We start from the raw sequence: 22,312 nt of genomic DNA, 5'->3' as shown, positions 1-22,312 counted from the left end.
CATTATTCGCGCTTTGCCTTGTGAAGCGTTAGGTTTTGGCGCACATTGCCCCTGTCGTTTTCCTCACCGCGCGGTTAATACGGCACACTTGGTACGTGTCCGAAAAGAACTTTGACCCCAGTGCCCCGCATGCCCGCCAGGATGAATTCGGCTTTGAAGTCGGAACCCGGCTGACCGCTCCGGACGGTTCCCCGATGTTGGGACGTACCGGCGTTATCCGTACCCCGCACGGCGACGTCAAGACGCCCGCGTTCATTGCGGTAGGCACCAAAGCTACCGTCAAGGCAGTCACCCCGGTGCAGGTTCAGGAGCTTGGCGCGCAGGCTGTGCTGTCAAACGCCTACCACCTGTATCTTCAGCCAGGCGCGGATATCCTCGATGAAGCTGGCGGACTAGGCAAGTTCATGGGCTGGCAGGGGCCGACCTTCACCGACTCCGGCGGATTCCAGGTCATGAGCCTGGGCTCGGGCTTCAAGAAGGTCATCGACATGAAGTCCGTAGACCAGTCTGGTCCGGACGACGCCGTGGCCCCGGGCAAGGAACGCCTGGCCAATGTGGACGAGGACGGCGTCTGGTTCAAGTCCCATCTCGACGGCACCAAGCACCGCTTCTCCCCTGAGATCTCCATGGGCGTGCAGCACCGGATCGGCGCGGACATCATGTTCGCCTTCGACGAGCTGACCACCTTGCAGAATTCCCGCGGCTACCAGGTCGAGTCCCTGGAGCGCACCCGGCGCTGGGCCGAGCGCTGCATTGCCGAGCACTTTGCATTGACCGACTCCCGCGAAGGCAAGGAATACCAAGCCTTGTTCGGCGTCATCCAGGGCGCCCAGTACGAGGACCTGCGCCGCAAGGCCTGCCAGGACTTGGGGGCCATGGCCTTCGATGGCTTCGGCATCGGCGGCGCCTTGGAGAAGGAAAATCTGGGAACCATCGTCGGCTGGTGCGCCGAAGAGCTTCCAGAGAACAAGCCGCGCCACCTGCTGGGCATTTCCGAGCCAGATGACGTCTTCACCGCGATTGAGAATGGTGCCGATACTTTCGACTGCGTCTCGCCCACTCGCGTTGCGCGCAACTCGGCGTTCTATACCCCCTGGGGCCGTTTCAATCTTTCCGGCGCACGCTACAAGCGGGATTTCACTCCGCTGGTGGAAGGCTGCGAGTGCTATGCCTGTAAGAACTTCACCCGTGCGTACATTCACCACCTGTACAAGGCCAAGGAACTGCTCAGCCACACGTTGATTTCCATCCACAACGAGCAGTTCACTGTTTCGCTGGTTGAATCCGCGCGCCAGGCGATCGAAGATGGAACCTTCTTCGAGCTCAAGGACAAGGTGCTCTCCAGCTACTACGCTGGCGAACCGGATCCGCAGGGCCAGCCGGCCGCCCTGTAGCCAAGGGCCGCAAAGCAGTCGAGGCATCGATTCTCCACGCACTGGGCAGTGCAAGGAGAATCGATGCCTCTGGCTTTTCTAAGCCGAAGCCCTCTGCCCTGCGCGGGTCATCGGCAAATGCATGATCCCGTCGTCGTCATAGTCTTCTCCGGAGCGGAGGAAACCGAACTTTCCGTACCAGCCCTCCAGCTGGGTCTGGGCGCTGAGCTGGATCTCCGCCTCCGGAGCGCAAAGCGCCACGGCACGCTGCATGAGTTCCCCGGCCAGGCCCCGGCCTCGGGCTTCTGCGGCCGTTGCAACCCGCCCAATGCGCGGAGTGCCGCTTGCGCTGTCCATGATTCGCACAGTACACAGCACTTTCCCGTTCTCGGTGGCCACCAGATGCACAGTGCCGGCATCCAGATCGCGGCCATCGATGTCCGGGTAGCACGATCGCTGCTCGACGATGAATACCTCGGCACGCAGTTTCAGTATTGAGTAGAGCAATTCTGCGGAAAGCCCATCGGGCTCGTGGATGGAAATCAAATCGTTCATCCTCCAAGACTACCTACGCCCCCGCGCCCAGCTTCCTGCCGGAAACTTGAACCAGGGCACTTGCACCAAAGAGCATTGCCGCGATCCACAGCAACAAGGGAATGGGAGTACCGGGGCTGAGCACCAAGAAGAAAATTGGCGAGAACGTGGCAGCTGCCCGAAGGAAAGTCGCTGTTTCCAGGAAAAGATACGTGGCCACGGCCGACTCGCTGGTGGCTCCCCCGAGTAATGCATCCCAGTCCCGTTCTTCCCTGCTGGCGTGGGCACTGCTTGCCGCAGCACACCCCAACGCGGCGACCAGGCCTGCGGCGATCCAAAGCCAAATGCGATCCAGCTGGATCATGCCCAGCATTCCCAGCCCGCCGGTCAAGAACAGCAAGGCGGTGGCTGAAAAGAGCATTGCATACAGCGTTGCTGCCCGCATCAGGCGCTGTTCCGAAATCCCTAGAAGCTGGGTGAGCTGCCGTTCGGAAACGAGCGGTGCAATGGTCGCGGAAATGCTCAAGGTGAGAACCAGGCAGAGCACCAGGTAAAAGGCCGCTGCGCTCAGCGGGTTGGCAATTCGCTGAACCGTGGCGGCCAACGCGAAAGCCAGGAGCAGGAACCCGGCCACCGAATGCCAACGGCCTCCCCTCAGCAAACGGAGGCAGAGAATGCGCCACGCCACCGGCAACTTGGCGGTGAGCTTGCCACCGCGTGCGCGCCTGCGGCTAATAGCGGATGTCGCCGGAGCCGAGAGGCCTCGCGAGTCGCCCTGCATCAAAGCCCCCACGGCGAATTGCTGGTGCTCTCCGGCAAAACGCAACGCCTGGCCCGGAATCTGGTCAAAATGGCGAAACGCACCGTACGTACTCGCGCCGCTAAGTACCAGGATAACGAGCAAGGCGAGCACCCAGGCAGCCGGCTTCAAGGTGGCCGCAGCCATAGCGCCAACCAGGCTTTGGGCCCAAGGAATCTGGAACATCAAGAGCATCCACAGCACGGCCAAGGCGATGAGCAGCCCGAGGCCCACCCAGTCGCAGATCCGTCGCGCAGCTATTTGGTGGTTCTTCCCCTGGATCGCCGTGGCCGCGTTGGCAAGCCCGACACCGGCCACTGCGAAGCAGGCGAGCCCAAGGACTGCAACGGGTACCGGGAGCGATCCGGCCAGCCCCAGCATCACGATCAGCCACAACGCACCGGCAAAGCTGCTCGCGAAAAGACCGATGAGCACCGCATTTCGCCAAGTCGGCTGGCGGATAGCCCGGAGCTTGACCGGTAGCGGCAGCCACCAGTCGGCCTTGGCCGCACTGAGCCCGCAAGGCCCCAGGTAGAGCATGAGCCGAAAGGTTGCCAAGCCGGCCAAGGCCAATAGCACGAAAGAGAGGTCCTGCAAGCGCCAGACGGCGCTGGGCAGCTCTTGGTGCGCTACGCCCTCGCCCAAGAGCACAAACAGCATGCCAAAGAGTGCGCTGAAGAGGTAGGCCAACGCCACCAGCGCGGCCAGCACCCAGACATAGGCATCGGAAAAGCTGTCGAATTTCTCGGAGAAATTCCGCCGCTTCTTGGCTCTATTGACCAGTTCTCGAGGATTGAAATCAACGGCATGGCTTGCAACCCGGCTAGCGCTCAAGCCACTGCGCCCCTGCCTGCGGATCAAGCAGTTCACCCTCGTCTTCATCCAGAAGCAGCACTTGGTCCACGCAGCTTCGCACCATCAGCGGATCATGGGTCACCGCTAGCAAAGTTGTTCCCCTGGCGCGTACCCCGGCAAGCCGCTGGTACAGCTTCTGCCTGATACGCAGGTCCAGGCGTTGTTCCGGTTCGTCAAGAATCAGCAGTTCTGCCGGACGGATCAAGGCCGCGGCGAGCAGCAGCTTACGGCGTTGGCCAGAAGACAGCTCGCCGGGAAGGTGATCGGCAGCAGCAGTGATTTCGAAGAAGTCGAGTTCTGCCTGGACTAACTGGGCCCAATCATCCAGTCCGTGTCCACGAGCGACCATTTCCAGATGTTCGCGCACCGTGAGTTCTTCGAAGAAGGCGCCGTCGGTGACCTGTACTGCGACGGTACGGCGAAAATGCTCCGAGCTTTCATTCACGGGAAGGCTTTGGAACTCGACGGTGCCTTCCACCGGAATGAGATGTCCCAGGATCGTGCGGATCAGTGTTGATTTTCCGCTGCCATTGGCACCGATAATTCCTAAGCCAGCACCGGGAGCCAGCTGCAGGTTGATCGGCCCGCAGATCACGCGATTGGGATAGCCAATGGTCAAGTCGCGTGCTTCTAGCTGAACTTCAGCGCTTTGACCTGTCTGCATGCCATCGATTCTAGTGTCCGGATACAGCTGTGGGCATCGCCCTCACGGATGATGCCCACAGGATCACTAGCTTGCGATGGCCGCTTGGCTGTAGCCAGGTTCGCGCTTCTTGAACCATTTGATGACCATCGAGGTCACCGGAACAAACAGGACCTCCACGGCAGTCTTGTAGATGAAGCCCACCACCACGTAGTTGATGAATGTCGGCGCATCGGCGATGCCGATAACTGGCGCTGCAATGGCACAGAAGATCAGGGTATCCAGGAACTCCCCAACACCGCTGGAGCCGATCAAGCGGAGAATCAGCCCGCGCTCGCCGGTACGTTCCTTGAGCTTGACCAGCACCCATGAGTTGGCCAGCTGCCCCACCAGGAAGCCGCAAGCGGAGGCGACGACGATCTGCCAGATCGGGCCAAGGGTGCGCTCAAATGCGTCTTGCCCGTCGTAGAACTCGGCTGATGGCAATTGGATCATGACCCAGAAGCAGAACACTGCGAAGAACGCCAAGGCGAAAGTCACCAGGATTGAACGGCGAGCCGCCTTCAATCCGTAGACTTCCGCAATGACGTCGCCCAGAATGTAGGCCAGCGGGAAGAGGAAGAAACCGCCATCGGTGACCAGCGGACCGAAGCTGACACCTTTGGAGGCGCCGATATTCGAAAGAATCACGACCGCGCCCATCAAGGTGAGCACCGTGGAGAAGTAGGGAGAACCCGAAGAAGCGAAAACCGCGTTCTTGGTTCGAATCAGATTGTTGCTGGCGTTGGAATCGCCCATGAAATTTTCCTTGTCAAAGTGGTTCGCCAGAACATCGCTAAAAGGCACGGCCCTGCCCACGAATCAAAAGGGTGGAGGTTCCATGCCTGCGCGCTGTCCCGCTGTATTAGCACTTACGCAACAAGTATCCCATGCATAACTGCGGCCACGTTCTCACCTGTTGAAGGCCAACCATGTTTCAGAAATCAAAGAATTCCAAAATTCATATCTCACTTGAATGTCTTCGAACTATAAATTCGAGGAAACAAATAGTGCAGTGACCGTCCTCCCGTACATCAGCATGAAAATTTTCCTTTTTTGAACGCGTTCAAATAATTGGTAGAATCGGATCCACCCACTTCCATCCAAAGGCTCCATGACAACGCAACCACGCACCGAAAAAGGCCAGCAGACCCAAGCCAAGCTCTTGGCAACTGCCTTGGAGTGCTTTGCCACGGACGGATATAAAGCCTCGAGCATGCGTGCCATTGCTTCGAACGCAGGGGTTTCCCTGTCGCATGCGTACTACTACTTCAAGTCCAAAGAGGAGATCGTTGCCCAGCTCCTGCTGAACCTGCGCAGGGAGCAATTCGATCTTTGCGCGGGGATGCTCGCAGAGGGAAATACCCTCGAAGCCAACATCCGCGCAGTACTCGACACGGGCGTCGAAGCGTTGGCTCCCTATCACGATTTCGGGCCTGCGTTCCTGCGTCTGATGCTCGCGCGCGATATGGGCAACGACGAGATTTCCAGCATTGAATTGGAGATATGGGAGAAGGTCGTTTCCGGATCCCGCCCGTTGCCCCCATTGGGCATACGACGCGATCTGCCGAAGTTCTTGCTGCTGGTCTCCCGCCAGATCTTCTCGGCGTGGGCTTTCGACCAGTCGCCGCAGCAGCGCCGATCCAGGCTTCTGATGAAGAACATGGCACCGGTTGCCGCCAAGTTCGCGGTGCTCTGCCGCTTGCCTGTGGTGCGCTCGCTCTTTGAAGATGTGCTGGCACTGATGGATCCAGGGCCAGCAGGGATTGCCGAGGTGTCCATGGCAGATCCTTCACCGCTGAGACGGCCGAAAGCCTCCTGAAAAGCTGCGGATTGCGCGAGCCGGCAAACACCCTGACACAGAGTTCCGTATCACCGCGCCTTAAGGCGTAAAGTCAAACATGCCGATAGGTGATCCCTAGCGAACCAAAGGAGAATGCAGCACTATGAGCGCAATGGCACGAGCACTGCCAAGCTGGACCCACGACTACGCCACGCTGCGTGATCGCATTGCTTCCTTCCCGAACCAGCACGAGATTCGTTCGGTGAATCAAGACGGTGAAGACGTGGAAATCCTCCGCTACTGGCCTGATGCTTCCTGGTCCGCGCCAAAGGACGCGCAGCGCTTGATCCTCTTGGGCACTCCCAACGACAGCACCGCTGCAGAACTCGCCACTTCGGGTTGGCAGCCAAGCACGACCATGCATCTGCTGGCCGGCAAGCCCGACGACGTCGAGCAGGTAGTCAAGCTCGCCGATACGTCCGGGCTTTTCGAGGCTCCAATGGATAACTATGACGTCGTTGAGGTTACCGACTTCGACCGTCCGGTCGCCCGAGGACGCATGCGCTACGGCGAAAACTACGGCCTGCTTACCGACCCGGACCTTTTCTCCCCCGCTGATCCCGATGCGGCTCGCCGCGCGGTACTGGCTAACTTTGCAGGCGCAGCTTTCGGCCACGGGCTGCCCTGGCTGCTGCTGGTAGCCACCGCAGAACACGCCCAGCAGCTTCCCGAGGGCTGGTCCAAAGCGACCACGCTCAGCTTCTGGCAGCACGGCTAATCCCATTCCCTACCCGCACTACCCGCAATTGAGACTATGACTAATACAAACACTGCCTCTCCAGCCATGACCCTGACCATCGCTGGTTCCGAAGCCACTGGCGGCGCAGGCGCCCAGGCCGATTTGAAGACCTTCCAGGAACTGGGAACCTTCGGCATCGTGGCTTTGACCTGCATCGTCTCCTTCGATCCCAAGGACTCCTGGAACCACCGCTTCGTTCCCGTTGACCAGCAGGTAATTGCCGATCAGCTCGAAGCCATCCAGGCCTGCTACGAGGACAAGCTCAGCACGGTCAAGCTGGGCATGATGGGCTCGCCAGCAACGATCAACACCGTTGCCACCGCGTTGAAGTCCCAGCAGTGGGACAACGTACTGCTGGACCCGGTGCTGATTTGCAAGGGCCAGGAACCAGGCCACGCACTGGACACCGACGAAGCCCTCAAGGCTGCCTTGCTGCCCTTGGCTACGTTCGTCACCCCGAACCACTTCGAGGCTGAACAGCTCTCGGGAATCAAGATCACCACCGAAGATGATCTGATCGAAGCTGCCAAGAAGATCCACGAGGTCTCCGGCGCGGCGGTCCTGGCCAAGGGTGGAGTCCGCATCGCTGGCGAAGACGCCGTGGACGTTTTCTACGATGGCACGACCCTCGAGGTCTTGCGCGAGAAGAAGATCGGCGAAGTTGCGGTCTCCGGCGCGGGCTGCTCGCTGGCCGCAGCCGTAACTGCAGAGCTGGCCAAGGGCGCTACCCCGCTGGAGGCAGCCCGCACAGCCAAGGCGTTTGTCACCGAAGGCATCCGCAACCGCGTTTCTGGCAACACCCCGTTTGACGCACTCTGGCAGGGCGGCCGCCGCTAGGCCCTGGCTGCTGGAGTGTTTGCTGGCCACTGCCGTTCACGGCGGTGGCCAGCAAACTGCTTTAACCGTGATCCCAGTCATTGGCCTAAGCCAACCGCACTTGTTATGGTTATTCCGGAAGTGCTCAGAATCAATGCGTGGAGAACCACAGGAAGGAGCGGTCGGCTATGCAAGCCACTTTGACGCTCTGCCCGTTCGTCTGCGTATCGAACGGGGTTGGCAACACATTTTCCGCTTAAGGCTCCTGCCTTAGGCAATGTTCCAGTGCCCCCAATTTTTCGTTCCCTTGCAGACCTCAACACCTTGACGATTCGTGATTCCGTGCGCCCATGAAGCGCGTGCGGACTATTTGAGGATTTCCCATGCAGCCATTGACCGAAAAAACCATCCGCTCTTCCTTCATCAACGCCAGCCGCCAAGAAGCGAAGAAATTGACCCTGCCCGAAAACTTTGCCTCCCTCGAGTGGGATTCGCTGGAGTACCTGGGTTGGCGCGACCCGAAAATGATGCAGCGCGGCTACCTGCTCCACACCGATGAAGCGGGGCAGACCCGCGGCATCCTCTTGCGCCCCACCGACGGTGGCCGCAAGCCGACCAACGCCACGATGTGCGAGATGTGCCGCGATGTGAACATCCCCTGCGCGGTAGGCATGTGGACGACCAAGCGCGCTGGCCAGGCTGGACGTGACGGCAATACCTTGGGGACATTGATCTGCCTGAACTTCGAGTGCTCCCGCAATGTGCGGATCCCGCCTCCGAAGAATCCGATCTACCCGGACCCAATGGTTGTCGTTGCCGAGCGCATCCAGCTGCTCGACGAGCGCGTGCATAGCTTCCTGAACCGCCTCTAGGCAACCGCAGCCTTCAAGCCGATTCCGGCGCCGCCCGCCCAGCAAGTAGTGAACTGATGAGTAACAAAGCGTCCAAATTTTCTCAAAAATGGACGGGCCCATCAGGCCTTGCTGGGCGGGTTTGTCGCAGTGGTTCGCGGATTTTATTGTGAAATTCCCAAGCCAGCACAATATCCAGCCAAAGGTTACTATTCAACAACCCCTTGATATATGAGCTACGTCACCTAAGATTCCAGCTATGGGTATACGCACTAGCGGACGTTTACCCCGGACGATCATCAAGGCTCGCACCGCTTTTATGTCGCCCGCCCATGACGGGAGCAGCACCGCTATCCAGCCCAGCTAGGAGAATCATGGTCACTCGCCGCACGCAGAGAGTGCCGCGCCTGATTTTGGGATCAGCCACTGCGCTTGCACTGGCTGTTACCTTGTCAGGACCGGCAAGCGCAGCAGGAATCCCCCAACCAGGCGACGGCGAAAATGCCGCGTCCCTGCCAATCACCAGTTCATCAGCGCTGTCCAACCTGAAAGTCTCCGGACCTCTTGCCAAATCAACTGGTGAAGTGTCTGTTTTCGTTCAGTTCCAGGGTGATGGCGCCTTCGAGACGGTGAAGAAGTCCGGCAAGAAGAAGGACACTGCCAAGGTCAAGAAGATCGGCAAGGAGGTCAAGGCCAAGGGCAAGCAGCTGGCAGCCGAGGCCAACTCGAAGGTCATCTACACCACGCACAACGCACTGCAGGGTGTCGCACTGACCGGTGATGCCGCTGATCTGCGCAAGCTTGCACAGCGTAGCGACGTTGCCAAGATCAGCTCCATCGTTCCCAAGAAGCCCTCCAACCGCAGCTCGGTAGTTGACACCGGCGCCCTGGAATCATGGAAGTCCCTGGACAAGACCGGCGACGGCGTCAAGGTGGCTGTACTGGATACCGGTGTGGATTACACCCATGCCAGCTTCGGCGGCCCGGGCACCTTGGAAGGCTACAAGGAAGCCCAGGCTTCCGATGAGCTGCCCGGTGCAGATTCGGGCCTGATCGACACCAACAAGTTCATTGGCGGTTGGGACTTGGTTGGCGATGACTACAACGCCGACTCCGACGATCCCACCTACCAGCCAATTCCGCATCCGGACCCTAACCCGCTTGACTGCCAAGCTGCCGGACACGGCTCCCACGTTGCCGGAACCACCGCAGGCTATGGCGTCAACGCCGATGGCTCGACCTTCACCGGGGACTATTCCTCGCTGGACGCCGACGCGCTGGCGCAGATGAAGGTCGGCCCGGGCTCGGCCCCTGACGCACAGCTCATCGGCATCCGCGTCTTCGGTTGCGGCGGCTCCTCCTCCGTGGTTGGCCAAGCACTGGACTACGTACTTGATCCGAACGGCGACGGCGACTTCTCGGACCGCGCCGACGTGGTCAACATGTCCCTTGGTTCGGATCATTCCCCGGCCAACGACCCTGAAAATGACATTGTCGACGCCCTGAGCGCAGCCGGCATCCTCTCGGTTGTCGCTTCCGGCAATGCCGGCGATGTCACCGACGTGGGCGGTTCGCCGGGCAACTCGCGCTCCTCGCTGACCGTAGCCAACTCCGTTGGCTCGCACGTCACCCTGGACAAGATCCAGGTCGATGGTCCCGACAATGTCGCCGGTTCGGCCTCGGGCCAGTACTCGGCGAACTTCAACTACACCAATGCTGATCCGGCCGTCCTGTCCGGAGAAGCAGTGATGGCTCCGGCCGATAACGCATTCGGTTGCGACGCTTTCGAAGAAGGTTCGCTGGAAGGCAAGTGGGTTTGGCTGCAGTGGAGCGAGAACGGCGAGTTCCCTTGCGGTTCCGGCGCCCGCTTCAACAACGCTGAAGCCGCCGGTGCCACCGGTGTCCTCTTGGATGCAGAAAGCAACCTGTTCGATGCAGGCATCGCCGGCAACGCGACCATCCCAGGTGCGCAGTTCACCTTGGACGAGTCGAACAAGCTGCGCCCAGCAGCTGAAGCTGGCACGCTGCAGGTTACCCTGTCCCCCGAATTCGTTGGCGGTTCCTCCAGCGAGTCCGGCGTTGCAGACACGCTGAATTCCTCTTCCTCGCGTGGCGTCCACGGTTCCAACGGCGTGGTCAAGCCGGATGTGGCTGCCCCAGGTACGCAGATCGGCTCGGTTGGCGTGGGCACCGGTACCGGCACCGCCGTGATGACCGGTACCTCGATGGCCACTCCATTGGTTGCTGGTATCGCCGCGCTGGTTCTGGAAGACAGCGACTACACCCCATATGAAGCCAAGAGCATCATCATGAACACCGCGGCCACCGACATCAAGGCCGCCAATGGCGAAGCCTACGGTCCGAACCGTGTTGGTTCCGGTCGCGTGATGGCCGATGCAGCACTCCAGAGCCCTGCTTTCGCCTACGATTCCGAGGCAGCGGATCTGACCAGCGTGGTCTTCGGCGTTATCGAGCTGGGAGGCAAGAAGCCGTTCAGCGCGCAGCGCGAAATCACCATTGAGAACACCAGCGGCAAGGCGCAGAGCTATGACGCCAATTACGTGGCCGCTACCGAGATCCCAGGCGCAAGCTTCACCTTGGATCGCAGCAGTGTCACCGTGCCGGCCGGCGGCAGCGCCAAGCTGAACGTCACCCTGAGCGTTGACCCGCAGCAGTGGGCCAAGACCATCGATCCAACCATGGCTACCAGCCAGTCCGGTCTGGCTCGTGCCTGGGTTGCCGATGCCAGCGGTCGCGTCGAGCTGACTGCCATCGATGCTCCGACCCTGCGCATTCCAGTCCAGGCAGCACCCAAGCTGGCTGCCGACATGGAGGGCAAGCTCAAGAAGCTGAAGAAGGGCGCGGATACCACCACCCTGAGCCTGAAGGGCAAGGACATCACTGCTGGCGAGGGCGCTACTTCGGTGACCTCCCTGCTCGGTGCCTTCGAGCTGGGGGCTTCGAGTGAGCGCGGCGACGATTCGCTGGACAGCATCCCGGCGGCCCGTTCCGTGGACCTGCAGCACGTTGGCGCATCGAGCACCGCTGCCCGCACCGGCGTGGCTGACGGCCTGCTGAATGTCGGCATCTCCACCTGGGCCAACTGGGCCCATCTGGCTGGCGGCACCGAGCTGGATGTCGAGATCGATACCAATGGCGACGGCGAAGCTGACTTCGTTACCTTCAACGCCGCATTCGACGAAGTTGACCTTGACCTGGCAGCAACCTTCAACCTCGCCACCGGCGAGCAAGTTGATCTGCAGCCAGTGAACGGCATGCTCGGCGATGTCGATACCAACACCTTCGACACCAATGCAGCGGTCTTCCCGATCTCCCTGTCCGCCCTGGGGCTCGATGAGGATTCGTCGGAGATCTCCTACCGTGTTCTGGGCTACTCCTGGTACAACACCGATGAGAACGGCTCGATGATCCCGGTTGACCAGACCGACTGGATCGACTTCAACGTGGCAGCGCCACAGGTTGATTTCGGTGCAGAAGGCACCTTGTTCACCGATCTGTCCGGTACCCAGATCCCGGTGACCGTTGCAGACAGCACCAAGGCATCGAAGGCACTGTTGCTTCACCTGCACAACGGCAATGATGACCGTGCACAGGTTCTGGAAGTAACTGACGGAAAGAAGAAGGGCAAGAAGTAGGCCTTCCACCTCCCAAGAGCAGGCCCGGGGCACTTCCTAGCGAGTAAGGAAGAGCCCCGGGCCTACACCTTTAAGATCCAGCCGCGCAGCTTATTGCATGCGCAGCTTCTCTTCGAGAACCAGTACTGCGGCTTCTCTTACCTGGGCCGCGAATTTCCCATCGGCCTTGGCCTCGGCTGCCAGGGCCTTCGCCATGGTGATGGCCGGAGCCGATTTAACGCATAGCGGAACAGTTCCGCCGGCGGCCACGAACTTCACTGCGCGCTCGCCCACCGGCAGGTAGCCGACCTGCTTGGCTTCACAGAGATCATCGGAAATCACGATTCCCCCATACCCCATTTGCTCACGCAGCAATCCGGTGATGATCTTCGAAGAGAACGGTGCATCGTTCTTTCCATCGAGCCGGGAGTAGCGGGCGTTGGAGACCATGACCCAGGACTTGCCCTGCTCGATAGCCTGCTCGAATGGCTGCAGATCGCTGGAGTCCGCATCGATCTTCGTATCGGTCACTTTGGTACTGGTATCGGTGTTCCCAGCGACCCGGCCCAATCCGGGGAAGTGCTTGACTACCGGTTGCACGCCTTCGGAGCGCAGCGCTTCGTTCACCGTCGAAATGGCCTTGGAGACCCCCGCGGCGTCATGCGCGTATTCGCGGCCAAAGTAGCCGATGGGTGCGTTGCCGGTGCCGATACTGGCCGGAACAACGTCCGCCACCGGAGCCAGATTCACGTTGATGCCGGCTTCAGCCAGTTCTTTCCCGGCGGCGCCCACTTCACGCTCCAGCTTCGATACAGGCCACCCTCCCTGCGTCAACGCAGTCGGCAGTTCGGTGAAACCGGGGCCCTGGAGCACCCGGACAAAGCCCCCTTCCTGATCGGTGGCCACCCAGGCCGGCAATTGCCCGGGAATGCCGGACTCCAAGCCCTGGGTAATTTCCTGGACCTGGGCGGCGGTCTGCTTCACCGGCAGTTGCGAACGGCCACGCAGGAAGACATTGGAAATTCCCTGCTTCTTCATCGCAGAAATTTCCGCAGCGGTTGCTCCTGTTGCCGGGACACCGGCCATCACGAGGCTCGCTGCCTGTTCGCTGGCGCTCAGCTCGTCGGCCAGCGCTTCTGCTTGCTGGCGCAGCGAGGGTTCCTGGCTGCGGCTAGGCGATGGGCTTTCTTCGGCCCCGGAGTTGCCGGACGGGCTGGGAGTTGCCTGCTGCGCAGGAGTCCTCGTACTGCTCGGGCTGCTGGAACTGCCAGCGGACTTGCTCGAAGCTGCTTCTTGGGCATTCGGCGCACTGCAGCTAGCGAGCATCACCGTCATCAGGATTCCGACTGACATGAGCTGCTTGGCACGGGTAGTCATGAGATCATCCTCCCACCGTAAACTGCGAAGTTGCCGAAGAGCCGAGAACCTTTTGCCGTTGGCAGAACGCTAGGCACGCACCACCAGCAGTTCATCCCAGTCGGTGGTGTAGCGCTGCGAAATATGCTCTCGTTTCATCGACCATTCAGGGATTTTGGCCATTCCGGCATGCCCCAGTCCAATGGATTTGGCACCGAATCGCAGGGAGATGTCCTGGACTACCGACGAGACGTTTTCTTGTTCCTCGGCAGCCGGATCGGGACTCTGGCCAAAGAGGTCCAGCTGTTGCTCGCCCGGAGAATCGCTGAGCCCGGAGAGGATCACTCCCCCGCGAACATAGTCCATCCCCGGTTTCATCAGATCCCGCATCGCGGCAATTGCCAGCTTGCTGAGCACGATGGGATCCCGCGTCGGACGCGACAGGCGCACCTGGGCACTGGGGAATGAGGCTTCTCCCCGGGCGAAGCGGCTGGTGCCCGCGGTGACGGTAAGCAATGAAGCGTACAGGCCTTCGCGCGCCAAGCGGCCGGCAGCCTTCTGCGCATAGATGGACATGACTTCTTCCATCGCTTCATAGGTGCGCACCGGCGTGGAGAAGGAACGGGTGAACATGACCTGGCCGCGGTCCGCGCGCTCCTCCACCGGACCGATGCAACGTTGCCCGTTGAGTTCGAAGACCGTGCGCTGCAAGACGACAGAAAACTTCTTGCGGATCGCCAAAGGGTCAGCTGCTTGCAGGTCCGCGATGGATTCAATGCCCATGGCTGCCAGCTTGGCACCGGTTTTGCGGCCCACGCCCCAGACATCGGTGACTGGAACCCGGTTCAGGATACTGCCCAGGACCTCGGGATCCATGAGCTGCTGGACGCAGACTCCGCCCAGTCCCGGATTGTGCTTGGCAATATGGTTGGACAGCTTCGCCAGGGTCTTGGTGGATGAGACACCCACGCAGACTGGCACCCCGATAGTCTTGTCAATGGCGGCACGGATCTGGGCCGCGGTGCTGCGCACCTGCTCCAGGTTGCCTTCCAGGCCGACGAAAGATTCATCGATGGAATACACCTCGTGCCAGGTCCCGAAGCGTCCGAGCAATTCCATGACCCGGGCAGAAATGTCCCCGTACAGTTCATAGTTGCTTGACCGCACCGCAAGGTTGTGGGAGTCCATATAGCGTTGGACCTTGAAGAAGGGTTCTCCGGTAGGAATGCCCAGATCCTTGGCTTCCTGGGAACGGGCCACCACGCAGCCGTCATTGTTCGACAGCACCACCACGGGACGATTGCGCAGCGAATAGTCGAAGGCCCGCTCGCAGGAGACGTAGAAATTGTTGACGTCCACCAGGGATACGTGGTCAGCGGACATGATGCAGGCACCTGGTAATGACGCCGAAGACGCTGACCTCATCGCCTTCGGCCAGTACCACGGGCAGGGGAGATTCATCGCTGAGCAGCCCAACCTCGTGGCCGTCAATCTGCCAGCGGCGCACCAGCATCTGCCCGTTGAGGTTGACGATGACCACAGAGCCGTGGCGCACGGCCAGCGATCGGTCCACGATCACTTCATCGCCGTCGAAGATGCCAGCTGACCGCATGGCGTGGCCCGAGACGCGCATGATGAAGGTGGAGACACGGTCACGGACCAGCAACCGGTTCAGGTCCAGTCCACCGTCAAAATAATCGCGTGCTGGCGAGGGGAAACCCATCGCGGATACCGCTTGGACCGGCCCTTGGGTTGCTCCCGGAGGCATCAGCTCCTGTTCTTCAGCCACACCCCACCACTTTCTAGTACAAATATTCGAATGCTTGAATTGTAGCGCGTTATCCAGCAACCTTCATGTTTCCGGCGAGCGCGCTACCCCCGGGATTCCGTAGCAGAGGTCCTCCCATGGACCTTGGCCTGCGCTTTCCAGCTGTACAGCGCGGCGGATACAACGATAACCAGCAGCGTCGCGGCACCGGAGACCACGATAATTGCCCTGGCCGGGCCAATCAGCAATCCCGGGGTGCCGATGAGATAGCCCAATGCGACCATGATGTTGATGAGCATCCGCAGCTGCGCCCAAGCAGCACCATGGCGGGATTCCGGCACGTATTCGTAAATGGCTGTTCGTACTCCAGTATTGTGCAGTCCATTGCCCAGCCCGCCGGCAAGGAACACCAAGGCCAGGCCAGCCGCGTTGGACCAGAGCCCTTCCGTGAGGATCGCGGCGCCCACCAGCCCTCCACCGAGCAGAATCGGCAAGGCGCTTCGGGTACCGAAGCGGCGATTGCCTCCCAGCAGGGAACCGAACACTGCGCCCACGGACCAGGCACCGAGCAATACCGCGTATCCAGTGTCGTTATCGGTGATCCCGCGCAGGTAGAACACCCCCGAAACGCCTTCTGCTGCGGTAAACAGCACGATCGCCGCCACCGGGAGCAGCAAGATCCGCAATTGTGGATTGCGCGTCAATGCAGCTCCACCGGGCGATACCGGTCCACCCGGATCCGGCTCGTTCCCTGCGTCTGCTCCTTTCCCGTTGGCGGCTTGCGAGCGGGACAGGAAGATGGCCGCCAGGGCCAGTGCCAGGAATCCTGCCGCCGCGTACCAAAGCACCGCGCCGATCCCCGCTTTCGCGAAGACGAGTGAAGCTATCGCCGGCGCGATGATTCCCGCCAGGGACGTCGCTACGACAAGGAAGCTGCTGGCACGAGCAATGCTGAAGCCTCCGCGGATGCGCGGAATGATCTTGAAAATGACCGCTCCGTTAACCACCGCGCAAATACTGGCCACAGGCATCAAGGCGAGGCTCGCGAAGATATTGGAGGCAATGGCCATCACCGCGAAAATCGCCACATGCACGCACAGGTTCAGGATCCACACCCTGAAAAGGGCTGCCCCGTCCACCCAACGCCCTATAGCCGGGGCGGCAAGGATCGGCGGAACCAAGCCGGCGAGGAACAACGCGGTTACGCCCCAGGACCCCAACTGATCCGCGGATTCCAGGGTCAAGGCAAAGACCGCCATGCCCTCGCCGAGCATGGAGAGCAATGCAACCACGCAGAACAGGACACAACGCACCGAAGACTGCACCTGGCCCCCTTCCTCCGCGCGCATGCCACGCTGGCCTAAAGGTTCTAGTCTATGGGTAGGGGGATTCGCCTCCGAGGACATATCGCGCCAAAGGAGTCTCGTGAAAGTATTACTGGTCAGCTGCGGAGATGTCGCCACCGAGGCAGGACTGCGGCTCCAGCAGGAGGGCCATCGCGTCACCGGCTGGCGGCGCAACAGCCAGAAGCTGCCCGCAGGATTTACCGGCCACAGCGTAGACCTGCTCGATGCCGCCCAGTGGCCAAGCATCGATCCGCAGACCGAAATCGTCGTGCTCACTCCCGTGCCAGCCACCCGCGATGCCGATGGCTACACGCGCGGCTATCTGCAGGTCGCCAAAGAACTGGCTTCACGGCTGGCAGCCCAATGCCCCAATCTTCGCCGGCTTATCTACATCTCCTCCACCGCAGTGATGGGCGGCGCCAACGGAGAACTCGTCGACGAATCAGCACCGCTTGCCCCAGCTAGCCCCACCGCGCAGGTCCTTGCGCACACCGAGGCAGCGCTCGCCGGCAGCGGCCTGCCGGTAACAATCCTGCGGGCGTCGGGAATCTACGGCCCGGGCCGCACCCGGCTCATCGATCACGTCACTGCCGGAGCCGCACAGATTCCCGCGGGCTCGCATTGGACCAACCGCATCCACCGCGATGACCTGGCCGCGGCCATCGTTCACGTTGCGGCGCTGGGAGAGCAAGCCGCTGGCCTCTACCTGGCCAGTGACAGCACCCCAGCCCAGCTAGGCGAGGTCTACCAGTTTTTGGCTAAGGAACTTGGTTTGCCTGCGCCGGAAGAGGCAGGACAAGCCCCGGCACGACGTGCTGCCGACCGCCGGCTCGATAATTCCAAGCTGCTAGCCAGCGGGCTTGAACTGCAGTATCCAGGATTTGCCGAAGGCTACCGCGCGATCCTTGCCGGGACATCAACCCGCCATGCCTAAAGCGCGTAAAAGACAGCCTTAAAGGAAAACCGGCTTGCAGCGCATCGCCATGATGCACCGCAAGCCGGTTGTTTTATTTCGTTCCGGGTGTGGACCGAAACGCTTAGAACCCCTTGCGCAAGGGGTTGAAGTGCCGGGCGATGCCTGGAACCTGCTGGCCAGCAATCTGGGCAGCCAGGATCTTGCCAGTCAGCGGTCCCAGCGCAACGCCCCACATGCCGTGGCCGCCGCCAACCGACACGCGCGAGGATCCGGTCTGGCCAATGAGTGGCATGCCGTCCGCGGTGCATGGGCGTCCACCCACCCATTCTTCTTTGCGGTTCTCCCAGTTAATCCCCTGGTAGACCGGGGTCGCAGCGGCAACGATGGCCTCAATGCGCTTCGGCTCCAGCTTGTGGTTGGCGTCGCGGAATTCCATGGTGCCGGCGATGCGGAAACGATCGCCCAGCGGGGTGCAGGCAACGCGCTGGGTCGGGAAGTAGATCGGGTGCGTTGGCATGTGTTCCGGCTCCACGGTGAACGAGTAGCCGCGGCCTGCCTGAACCACAACGTTCACACCGAACTTGCTGGCCATGTCGGTCATCCAAGCACCGGTAGCCAGCACCACGTGATCCGCGGTGATTGAACGGCCTTCGGAACCGATGACGGTGACCGAGCCGCGATTGTCGCGCACATCGGTGACGTTGAAGGCTCCGATGATGTCGCCGCCGCGGGCGATGACGGATTCGGCCAGTGAATCCATGAACTTCGGCGGGTTGATGTAGCGCTGGTTCTTGATGGCTACGCCCGCAGCGACCTTATTGGACAGGGTCGGCTCGATGCCGCGCAACTCGTCGCCGGTGAGCAATTCGTAATCAACTTCGCCGCCGGTCTTCTCGATCATCTCGAATTCATGCAGCAGCGCATCGCGGTCGCTGAGCGAGGTGAATCCGGTCAAGAATGGATTTGCCGGCTTGGTCGGCTCCTGCACGCCCGGCCCTGCCGAAGTCGCCTGCGCGATTTCGTCGAAGGCATCCAAACCGGTTGCGCCGATTTCCGAGTAGACCCGCATGGCTTCTTCCCACTTCTTCGGGGTCGAGTGCCAGGCAAAACCGATCAGGAAGCGGAGCAACTTGGCATCGGCCTTCAGCGGAATGTACAGCGGGGATGCCGGGTCGAGCATCATCTTCAGGCCGTTCTTGAAAATTGCAGGCTCCGCGATGGGCAGGGTCAGGGCCGGGGTCAACCAGCCGGCGTTACCCCAAGAGGAACCGGACGCGATGCCGCCGCGATCCACGACGGTGACCTTAATGCCCGTTTCCTGCAGGTACCAAGCGGTCGACAGGCCAACAAAGCCAGCGCCTACAACAACGACATGATCTGGCACGCCTACTCCAGCCATGATCCACTCTCCTAGCATTTCGACGGCCTCTCCACACGAGCCCGCATGTCTTCACTGTCGCGCGATCCCCAGGGAAAATCAACGCGTCCTGACGATTCGACGGTGAGCGCCACCACACCGGCAGGAGGTTCGTGTTTCTTGCGGTAAATGATTGCCTATTCCGAACTTTCAACAAGTACTTCCTCCCGTACAGGCACTTTCCCCAGAGGCTGCATCACTATCGCCCATCGGGAACTTCTCCCCCAGCGCGTCCTGCGTAGACTGGAGAGAAGCGAATTACCAATCCCGCCGATCAGCCATTTCTAAGGAACTGCACCACACTCATGGCCTCACGTAAACCAGCCAAGAAGAAGCCTGCCCAGGGTCATCCAGCCCGCCGTTCCGGCGCCAGCAGCGTGCCTTTTGAATCCGAAGTGCGCCAAGCTCTTCAGCCGTTCAAGTCCTCGCTCTTCCGCCACTTCCACGAAGAGGGCCAGGCAGCCAGCGAGACCCGCGCAGCGCTCGAAGGGCTCACTACCCTGCTGACCGTGCATGCCCAGTTGCGCCAGAGCGTTGACGTCAAAACCCTGGATCCGACGATTCTGGGTGAACAGCTGGGCCACTTGACGTCGCTGGGCAAGGAAGTTTCGGAAGCCAGCGCTGCGATCCTCAAGCATTACCTGACTTTCCTGGGCACAACCGCTAATTTCGGCGGAAGCGTGGATGACTTCAAGCAGACTTTCGAATTCCTCTCCCGCATGGCTGGCGATTCACCCATCGTGGCACCCTATCTCGAAGATGATGAGGCCAACGGCAGCCTCGAAGCGATGCCCTTCGTTTTTGCGGCTCGCGAGTTGATCAGCTGGGTTGGCGAAGGCAAGCCGACCACCCCAGCTGGCGTACTCACCGGCGATACGCTGCAGGATGCGGCCAGCGCGCTGGGCCTGTTCGTCAAGGTCGATGAATCCGCCGGCGTTCCAGAGGATGCCCAATGGGAGCCGGAAGACGGCACTGCCGTTTCTTCGCTGGCCGACGTTCCACGCCTATCGGCATACTGGGACGCCCTGATCGGCACGGCCATGCTGCGCTACCAGGAACCGAACGCAACCCCAACCGAGTCGCTCAGCGATGCGCTGCTGGCATCCAGCGGACAAGGCGCCCGCTTGGTCAAGGAGCTGATTGCAGAGGTTCTCTACTCGCACATCCTGATCAACACCTTGGAGCAGCCGGGCAAGGCGCAGATCGCCGAGATGGTGGCCGGCGTGTTGAGCAATGCCGCATCATCGACACCGCCACGTGCCGAGTTCGCGTTGCAAGTTCCGACCGAAGATGACCTTCCCGCCGAGCAGCATCACCTGATTGCCAGCCTTGAGGAGGTTGTCCCCCAGGTCGAGTCCCTGCTGCGCGTCTTCGAGCGCGAAGGCCTTGTCGAGATTAATGACGAGATCACGATTCCTGTGGTCTTGCGCTCTTCACTGGAACGAGCGCTGGCCAAGGTTTCTGATCATGTTTTGAAAGACACCCAAGAGGCAGAGGCTTCCGAGGCTTAACCACCAGCAACGGCAAAGGGTGCGAGAACTAATTCGAGTTCTCGCACCCTTTGCCGTTGCTTCATCGATTAGGAGCTGCGCGTGGCCAGCTCGGCGTCGTGCCATAGCAGGCGATCGAACCATGGGCCCCGCTTGGTTCGCCGGCCTTCACGGCCAAAGAATCTGCGGTTGCTTCTGCGTTGATCGCAGCATCTGCCGTCTTGCTATCAAAGCCGCCCTTAGGCTCCACGGCCAGGCCTTATTGTTGCCAAACAACCGTATCTGCCTGGGTACTCATGCGCTCTCGCTTCCCAGACAGGAAATGCTCTCCATAGGCGCAAAACCCCGCCACGCAGGCCCATTCCGACCTGAGGTGTGAGGCAGAACGCAGAAACACGGGCTGGGTTTAAGTTATAAAAGGTACGTTGCATTACTGACAGACAACGGCGTGCGATGGGGGCACAGCGCCGATGAAAGATCAGTCCGTTTACGCAATGCAACGTACCTTTTAATCACCCTCGGATCCTTAGTGATGCCACTCGCAAAACACCACCAAGTACCTTCCCGGTGATCGGTCTTCACCGATACATGTCTAACTTATCGCGTCCTGCGAAAATCCGAAATCATACTTTAGTAGGAGGGTAGGGGTCAGAACGGGATGCTTGCGCGCAGTGCCCAAACACCGTTTTCGGAACTGGTTGCAAACTTTCCACCAAATGCACGCATCCTGTCACCCATGCCAATCAGGCCTGTCCCGCCTTCGGGCAACCCACTCGCCTTCTTGTCGAAATTCCCCATCTGATTAGTAATTTCCAGGATGCCCTCTGCCCCTTGGACCGTGAGTTCGAAGGTGCACTTCCCGCCCAAGGCACCGTGCTTTATCACATTTGTTGTACCTTCTTGCATGACCCGATAAATCGCAGTCTGTGCAGAACGGGGCAATTCGGAAATTTTCTCGTCAGTGGTGGAGCTCACCTCGAAATTTGCCTCTTTTAGCCTCTGAACGAAAAGTTCTGCACCCTGAAGCGCGTAAACAGTAGTAGCGGCCGGCTTATCAATGCCCTGGGACGAGGGATCTGCCATGGTCCCATCAGCCCTCAGGACATTGAGCATCAGGCGTAAATCGTGCAAAGTCTCAGTACTCAGTTTGGCGATGACATCCAGAGCTTCGAGGGCCTTCTGACCATCGTTTGCGAACTTCGCGGCCTTCGACTGCATGGCCACGACCGTGATGTCATGCGCGACAATATCGTGCAGATCCCGGGCAATGTTCTTTCGCTCCCGGTCGACAGCAAGACGAGTCTGCTCTTTGACCGTATGCATTTGCCGAAGAGCGAGCTCGTTCTTCTCGCGCAGCAAGTAAATATTCCTCGTTAAGAAGAACGCCATCGCCGTCAACGGGGCAATCCCGACAAGCAGAACCGCGTCTTGCCCGGACTGGATGCCGAACTGCACCATCCACGCTGCGGACAAGGTTAGGAATAAGGCCCTAACGCTCATGGCACTGGCCGTAGCTGCCAGCGCCGAAAAAATCATGAATGAAACGACAGTCCAGAAGAACAAGGCGCCGTCCGTGAGGAAGAAATAGGCAACTGCCACAAACAATCCGACGGATACGGCAACCCAGCGAAGACCAAGCGCAAGAATTGCGCACAGTCCTACGCCGAGCAACGCGCCTCGAACCGAAATATCCGACGAACCACTAAATCCGTCTTCCAGCAGAGTCACGAACTCGCTACTGGAAACCGCGATCAGAACCGCAAAACCAGTCCAAACAATGACACCCCGACCAGCGAAGAGCTTGGTCAGGGTGTCCTTTAGTCGTCCATTCATATGCCGAATAATTCCCGGCTCAGATGATCAAGTCAAATAAACCGCGTTATGGGCAGGCG

Annotated in this window: 18 protein-coding genes; 8 read left to right on the top strand and 10 right to left on the bottom strand. The window is 60.2% G+C overall.

Annotated elements, in window-relative coordinates; translation table 11 throughout:
- Window positions 1-95 precede the first annotated feature (95 nt).
- Window positions 96-1,394, top strand: coding sequence for a tRNA guanosine(34) transglycosylase Tgt (gene tgt / locus ACIOU9_RS14385; protein ID WP_105658591.1), 1,299 nt, complete (start codon window positions 96-98; stop codon window positions 1,392-1,394).
- 78 nt (window positions 1,395-1,472) lie between these two features.
- Here the strand turns inward: tgt and ACIOU9_RS14380 are convergent, their stop codons facing one another.
- The 4 genes from ACIOU9_RS14380 to ACIOU9_RS14365 form a co-directional block, all read right to left on the bottom strand.
- Window positions 1,473-1,928 carry a GNAT family N-acetyltransferase gene (locus ACIOU9_RS14380; RefSeq protein WP_105658592.1) on the bottom strand — a complete coding sequence of 152 codons (456 nt, stop codon included), beginning with the start codon at window positions 1,926-1,928 and terminating at the stop codon, window positions 1,473-1,475.
- Between the two features lie 13 nt (window positions 1,929-1,941).
- Window positions 1,942-3,540, bottom strand: a complete 1,599-nt coding sequence (locus ACIOU9_RS14375) for a hypothetical protein (protein WP_332487411.1) — start codon at window positions 3,538-3,540, stop codon at window positions 1,942-1,944.
- Window positions 3,530-4,225, bottom strand: coding sequence for an ATP-binding cassette domain-containing protein (locus ACIOU9_RS14370; RefSeq protein WP_105658594.1), 696 nt, complete (start codon window positions 4,223-4,225; stop codon window positions 3,530-3,532). The genes ACIOU9_RS14375 and ACIOU9_RS14370 overlap by 11 nt, the downstream gene beginning before the upstream one ends.
- Before the next feature lie 66 nt (window positions 4,226-4,291).
- Complete coding sequence (locus ACIOU9_RS14365; protein WP_332487409.1) at window positions 4,292-5,002, bottom strand: queuosine precursor transporter; 711 nt, start codon at window positions 5,000-5,002, stop codon at window positions 4,292-4,294.
- A 355-nt stretch (window positions 5,003-5,357) separates the two neighbouring features.
- Between ACIOU9_RS14365 and ACIOU9_RS14360 the strand changes: the two genes are divergently transcribed.
- The 5 genes from ACIOU9_RS14360 (at window position 5,358) to ACIOU9_RS14340 (ending at window position 12,148) form a co-directional block, all read left to right on the top strand.
- Window positions 5,358-6,065, top strand: a complete 708-nt coding sequence (locus ACIOU9_RS14360; protein WP_332487407.1) for a TetR/AcrR family transcriptional regulator — start codon at window positions 5,358-5,360, stop codon at window positions 6,063-6,065.
- 124 nt (window positions 6,066-6,189) lie between these two features.
- Window positions 6,190-6,804, top strand: a complete 615-nt coding sequence (locus ACIOU9_RS14355; protein ID WP_133834364.1) for a hypothetical protein — start codon at window positions 6,190-6,192, stop codon at window positions 6,802-6,804.
- A 36-nt stretch (window positions 6,805-6,840) separates the two neighbouring features.
- Complete coding sequence (locus ACIOU9_RS14350; RefSeq protein ID WP_105662427.1) at window positions 6,841-7,662, top strand: hydroxymethylpyrimidine/phosphomethylpyrimidine kinase; 822 nt, start codon at window positions 6,841-6,843, stop codon at window positions 7,660-7,662.
- A 362-nt stretch (window positions 7,663-8,024) separates the two neighbouring features.
- On the top strand, window positions 8,025-8,513 hold the full coding sequence (locus ACIOU9_RS14345) for an FBP domain-containing protein (RefSeq protein WP_105658599.1): 489 nt from the start codon (window positions 8,025-8,027) through the stop codon (window positions 8,511-8,513).
- A 563-nt stretch (window positions 8,514-9,076) separates the two neighbouring features.
- The gene (locus ACIOU9_RS14340) at window positions 9,077-12,148 is read left to right on the top strand and encodes a S8 family serine peptidase (RefSeq protein ID WP_402697311.1); all 3,072 of its coding nucleotides are present in this window, start codon (window positions 9,077-9,079) and stop codon (window positions 12,146-12,148) included.
- Between the two features lie 90 nt (window positions 12,149-12,238).
- Here the strand turns inward: ACIOU9_RS14340 and ACIOU9_RS14335 are convergent, their stop codons facing one another.
- From ACIOU9_RS14335 to ACIOU9_RS14320, 4 genes are all read right to left on the bottom strand, one after another.
- Window positions 12,239-13,504, bottom strand: a complete 1,266-nt coding sequence (locus ACIOU9_RS14335; RefSeq protein ID WP_332730651.1) for a glycoside hydrolase family 3 N-terminal domain-containing protein — start codon at window positions 13,502-13,504, stop codon at window positions 12,239-12,241.
- A gap of 69 nt (window positions 13,505-13,573) precedes the next feature.
- Complete coding sequence (locus tag ACIOU9_RS14330) at window positions 13,574-14,866, bottom strand: Y-family DNA polymerase (protein ID WP_332594866.1); 1,293 nt, start codon at window positions 14,864-14,866, stop codon at window positions 13,574-13,576.
- Window positions 14,856-15,272, bottom strand: a complete 417-nt coding sequence (locus ACIOU9_RS14325) for a LexA family transcriptional regulator (RefSeq protein ID WP_105658603.1) — start codon at window positions 15,270-15,272, stop codon at window positions 14,856-14,858. The genes ACIOU9_RS14330 and ACIOU9_RS14325 overlap by 11 nt, the downstream gene beginning before the upstream one ends.
- Before the next feature lie 83 nt (window positions 15,273-15,355).
- The gene (locus ACIOU9_RS14320) at window positions 15,356-16,600 is read right to left on the bottom strand and encodes a hypothetical protein (protein ID WP_402697309.1); all 1,245 of its coding nucleotides are present in this window, start codon (window positions 16,598-16,600) and stop codon (window positions 15,356-15,358) included.
- 76 nt (window positions 16,601-16,676) lie between these two features.
- On the opposite strand from ACIOU9_RS14320, the gene ACIOU9_RS14315 reads away from it, so the two are divergent.
- A complete protein-coding gene (locus ACIOU9_RS14315) occupies window positions 16,677-17,531 on the top strand; it encodes an NAD-dependent epimerase/dehydratase family protein (protein WP_332487392.1) in 855 nt (284 codons plus the stop codon).
- A gap of 103 nt (window positions 17,532-17,634) precedes the next feature.
- Here ACIOU9_RS14315 and ACIOU9_RS14310 read toward each other — a convergent pair whose 3' ends face one another.
- Window positions 17,635-18,912 (bottom strand): FAD-dependent oxidoreductase, encoded by a 1,278-nt coding sequence (locus ACIOU9_RS14310; protein ID WP_332504462.1) that lies wholly within the window; start codon window positions 18,910-18,912, stop codon window positions 17,635-17,637.
- A gap of 323 nt (window positions 18,913-19,235) precedes the next feature.
- Here ACIOU9_RS14310 and ACIOU9_RS14305 point away from each other — a divergent pair, with 323 nt between their 5' ends.
- Window positions 19,236-20,441 carry a hypothetical protein gene (locus tag ACIOU9_RS14305; protein WP_105658607.1) on the top strand — a complete coding sequence of 402 codons (1,206 nt, stop codon included), beginning with the start codon at window positions 19,236-19,238 and terminating at the stop codon, window positions 20,439-20,441.
- Window positions 20,442-21,068: 627 nt separating this feature from the next.
- On the opposite strand, the gene ACIOU9_RS14300 is transcribed toward ACIOU9_RS14305, so the two are convergent.
- Window positions 21,069-22,253: a histidine kinase gene (locus ACIOU9_RS14300; RefSeq protein WP_332487388.1), complete on the bottom strand. Its 1,185-nt coding sequence runs from the start codon at window positions 22,251-22,253 to the stop codon at window positions 21,069-21,071.
- Window positions 22,254-22,312: the final 59 nt, after the last annotated feature.

This window comes from Glutamicibacter sp. NPDC087583, assembly GCF_044743685.1.
In the GTDB taxonomy this organism is placed as follows: Bacteria; Actinomycetota; Actinomycetes; order Actinomycetales; family Micrococcaceae; genus Glutamicibacter.
The sequence above is the reverse complement of the archived record's forward strand: the minus strand, read 5'-3'. Positions and strand labels throughout refer to the sequence as shown.

Bases quoted from the DNA above. Each gene is read 5' to 3' on its own strand.
- ACIOU9_RS14335 (WP_332730651.1), bottom strand. From the start codon at position 13,504: ATGACTACCCGTGCCAAGCAGCTCATGTCAGTCGGAATCCTGATGACG.
- ACIOU9_RS14365 (WP_332487409.1), bottom strand. From the start codon at position 5,002: ATGGGCGATTCCAACGCCAGCAACAATCTGATTCGAACCAAGAACGCG.
- ACIOU9_RS14320 (WP_402697309.1), bottom strand. From the start codon at position 16,600: ATGCGCGCGGAGGAAGGGGGCCAGGTGCAGTCTTCGGTGCGTTGTGTC.
- ACIOU9_RS14370 (WP_105658594.1), bottom strand. From the start codon at position 4,225: ATGCAGACAGGTCAAAGCGCTGAAGTTCAGCTAGAAGCACGCGACTTG.
- ACIOU9_RS14360 (WP_332487407.1), top strand. From the start codon at position 5,358: ATGACAACGCAACCACGCACCGAAAAAGGCCAGCAGACCCAAGCCAAG.
- ACIOU9_RS14380 (WP_105658592.1), bottom strand. From the start codon at position 1,928: ATGAACGATTTGATTTCCATCCACGAGCCCGATGGGCTTTCCGCAGAA.
- ACIOU9_RS14310 (WP_332504462.1), bottom strand. From the start codon at position 18,912: ATGGCTGGAGTAGGCGTGCCAGATCATGTCGTTGTTGTAGGCGCTGGC.
- ACIOU9_RS14300 (WP_332487388.1), bottom strand. From the start codon at position 22,253: ATGAATGGACGACTAAAGGACACCCTGACCAAGCTCTTCGCTGGTCGG.
- ACIOU9_RS14355 (WP_133834364.1), top strand. From the start codon at position 6,190: ATGAGCGCAATGGCACGAGCACTGCCAAGCTGGACCCACGACTACGCC.
- ACIOU9_RS14330 (WP_332594866.1), bottom strand. From the start codon at position 14,866: ATGTCCGCTGACCACGTATCCCTGGTGGACGTCAACAATTTCTACGTC.
- ACIOU9_RS14345 (WP_105658599.1), top strand. From the start codon at position 8,025: ATGCAGCCATTGACCGAAAAAACCATCCGCTCTTCCTTCATCAACGCC.
- ACIOU9_RS14305 (WP_105658607.1), top strand. From the start codon at position 19,236: ATGGCCTCACGTAAACCAGCCAAGAAGAAGCCTGCCCAGGGTCATCCA.
- ACIOU9_RS14350 (WP_105662427.1), top strand. From the start codon at position 6,841: ATGACTAATACAAACACTGCCTCTCCAGCCATGACCCTGACCATCGCT.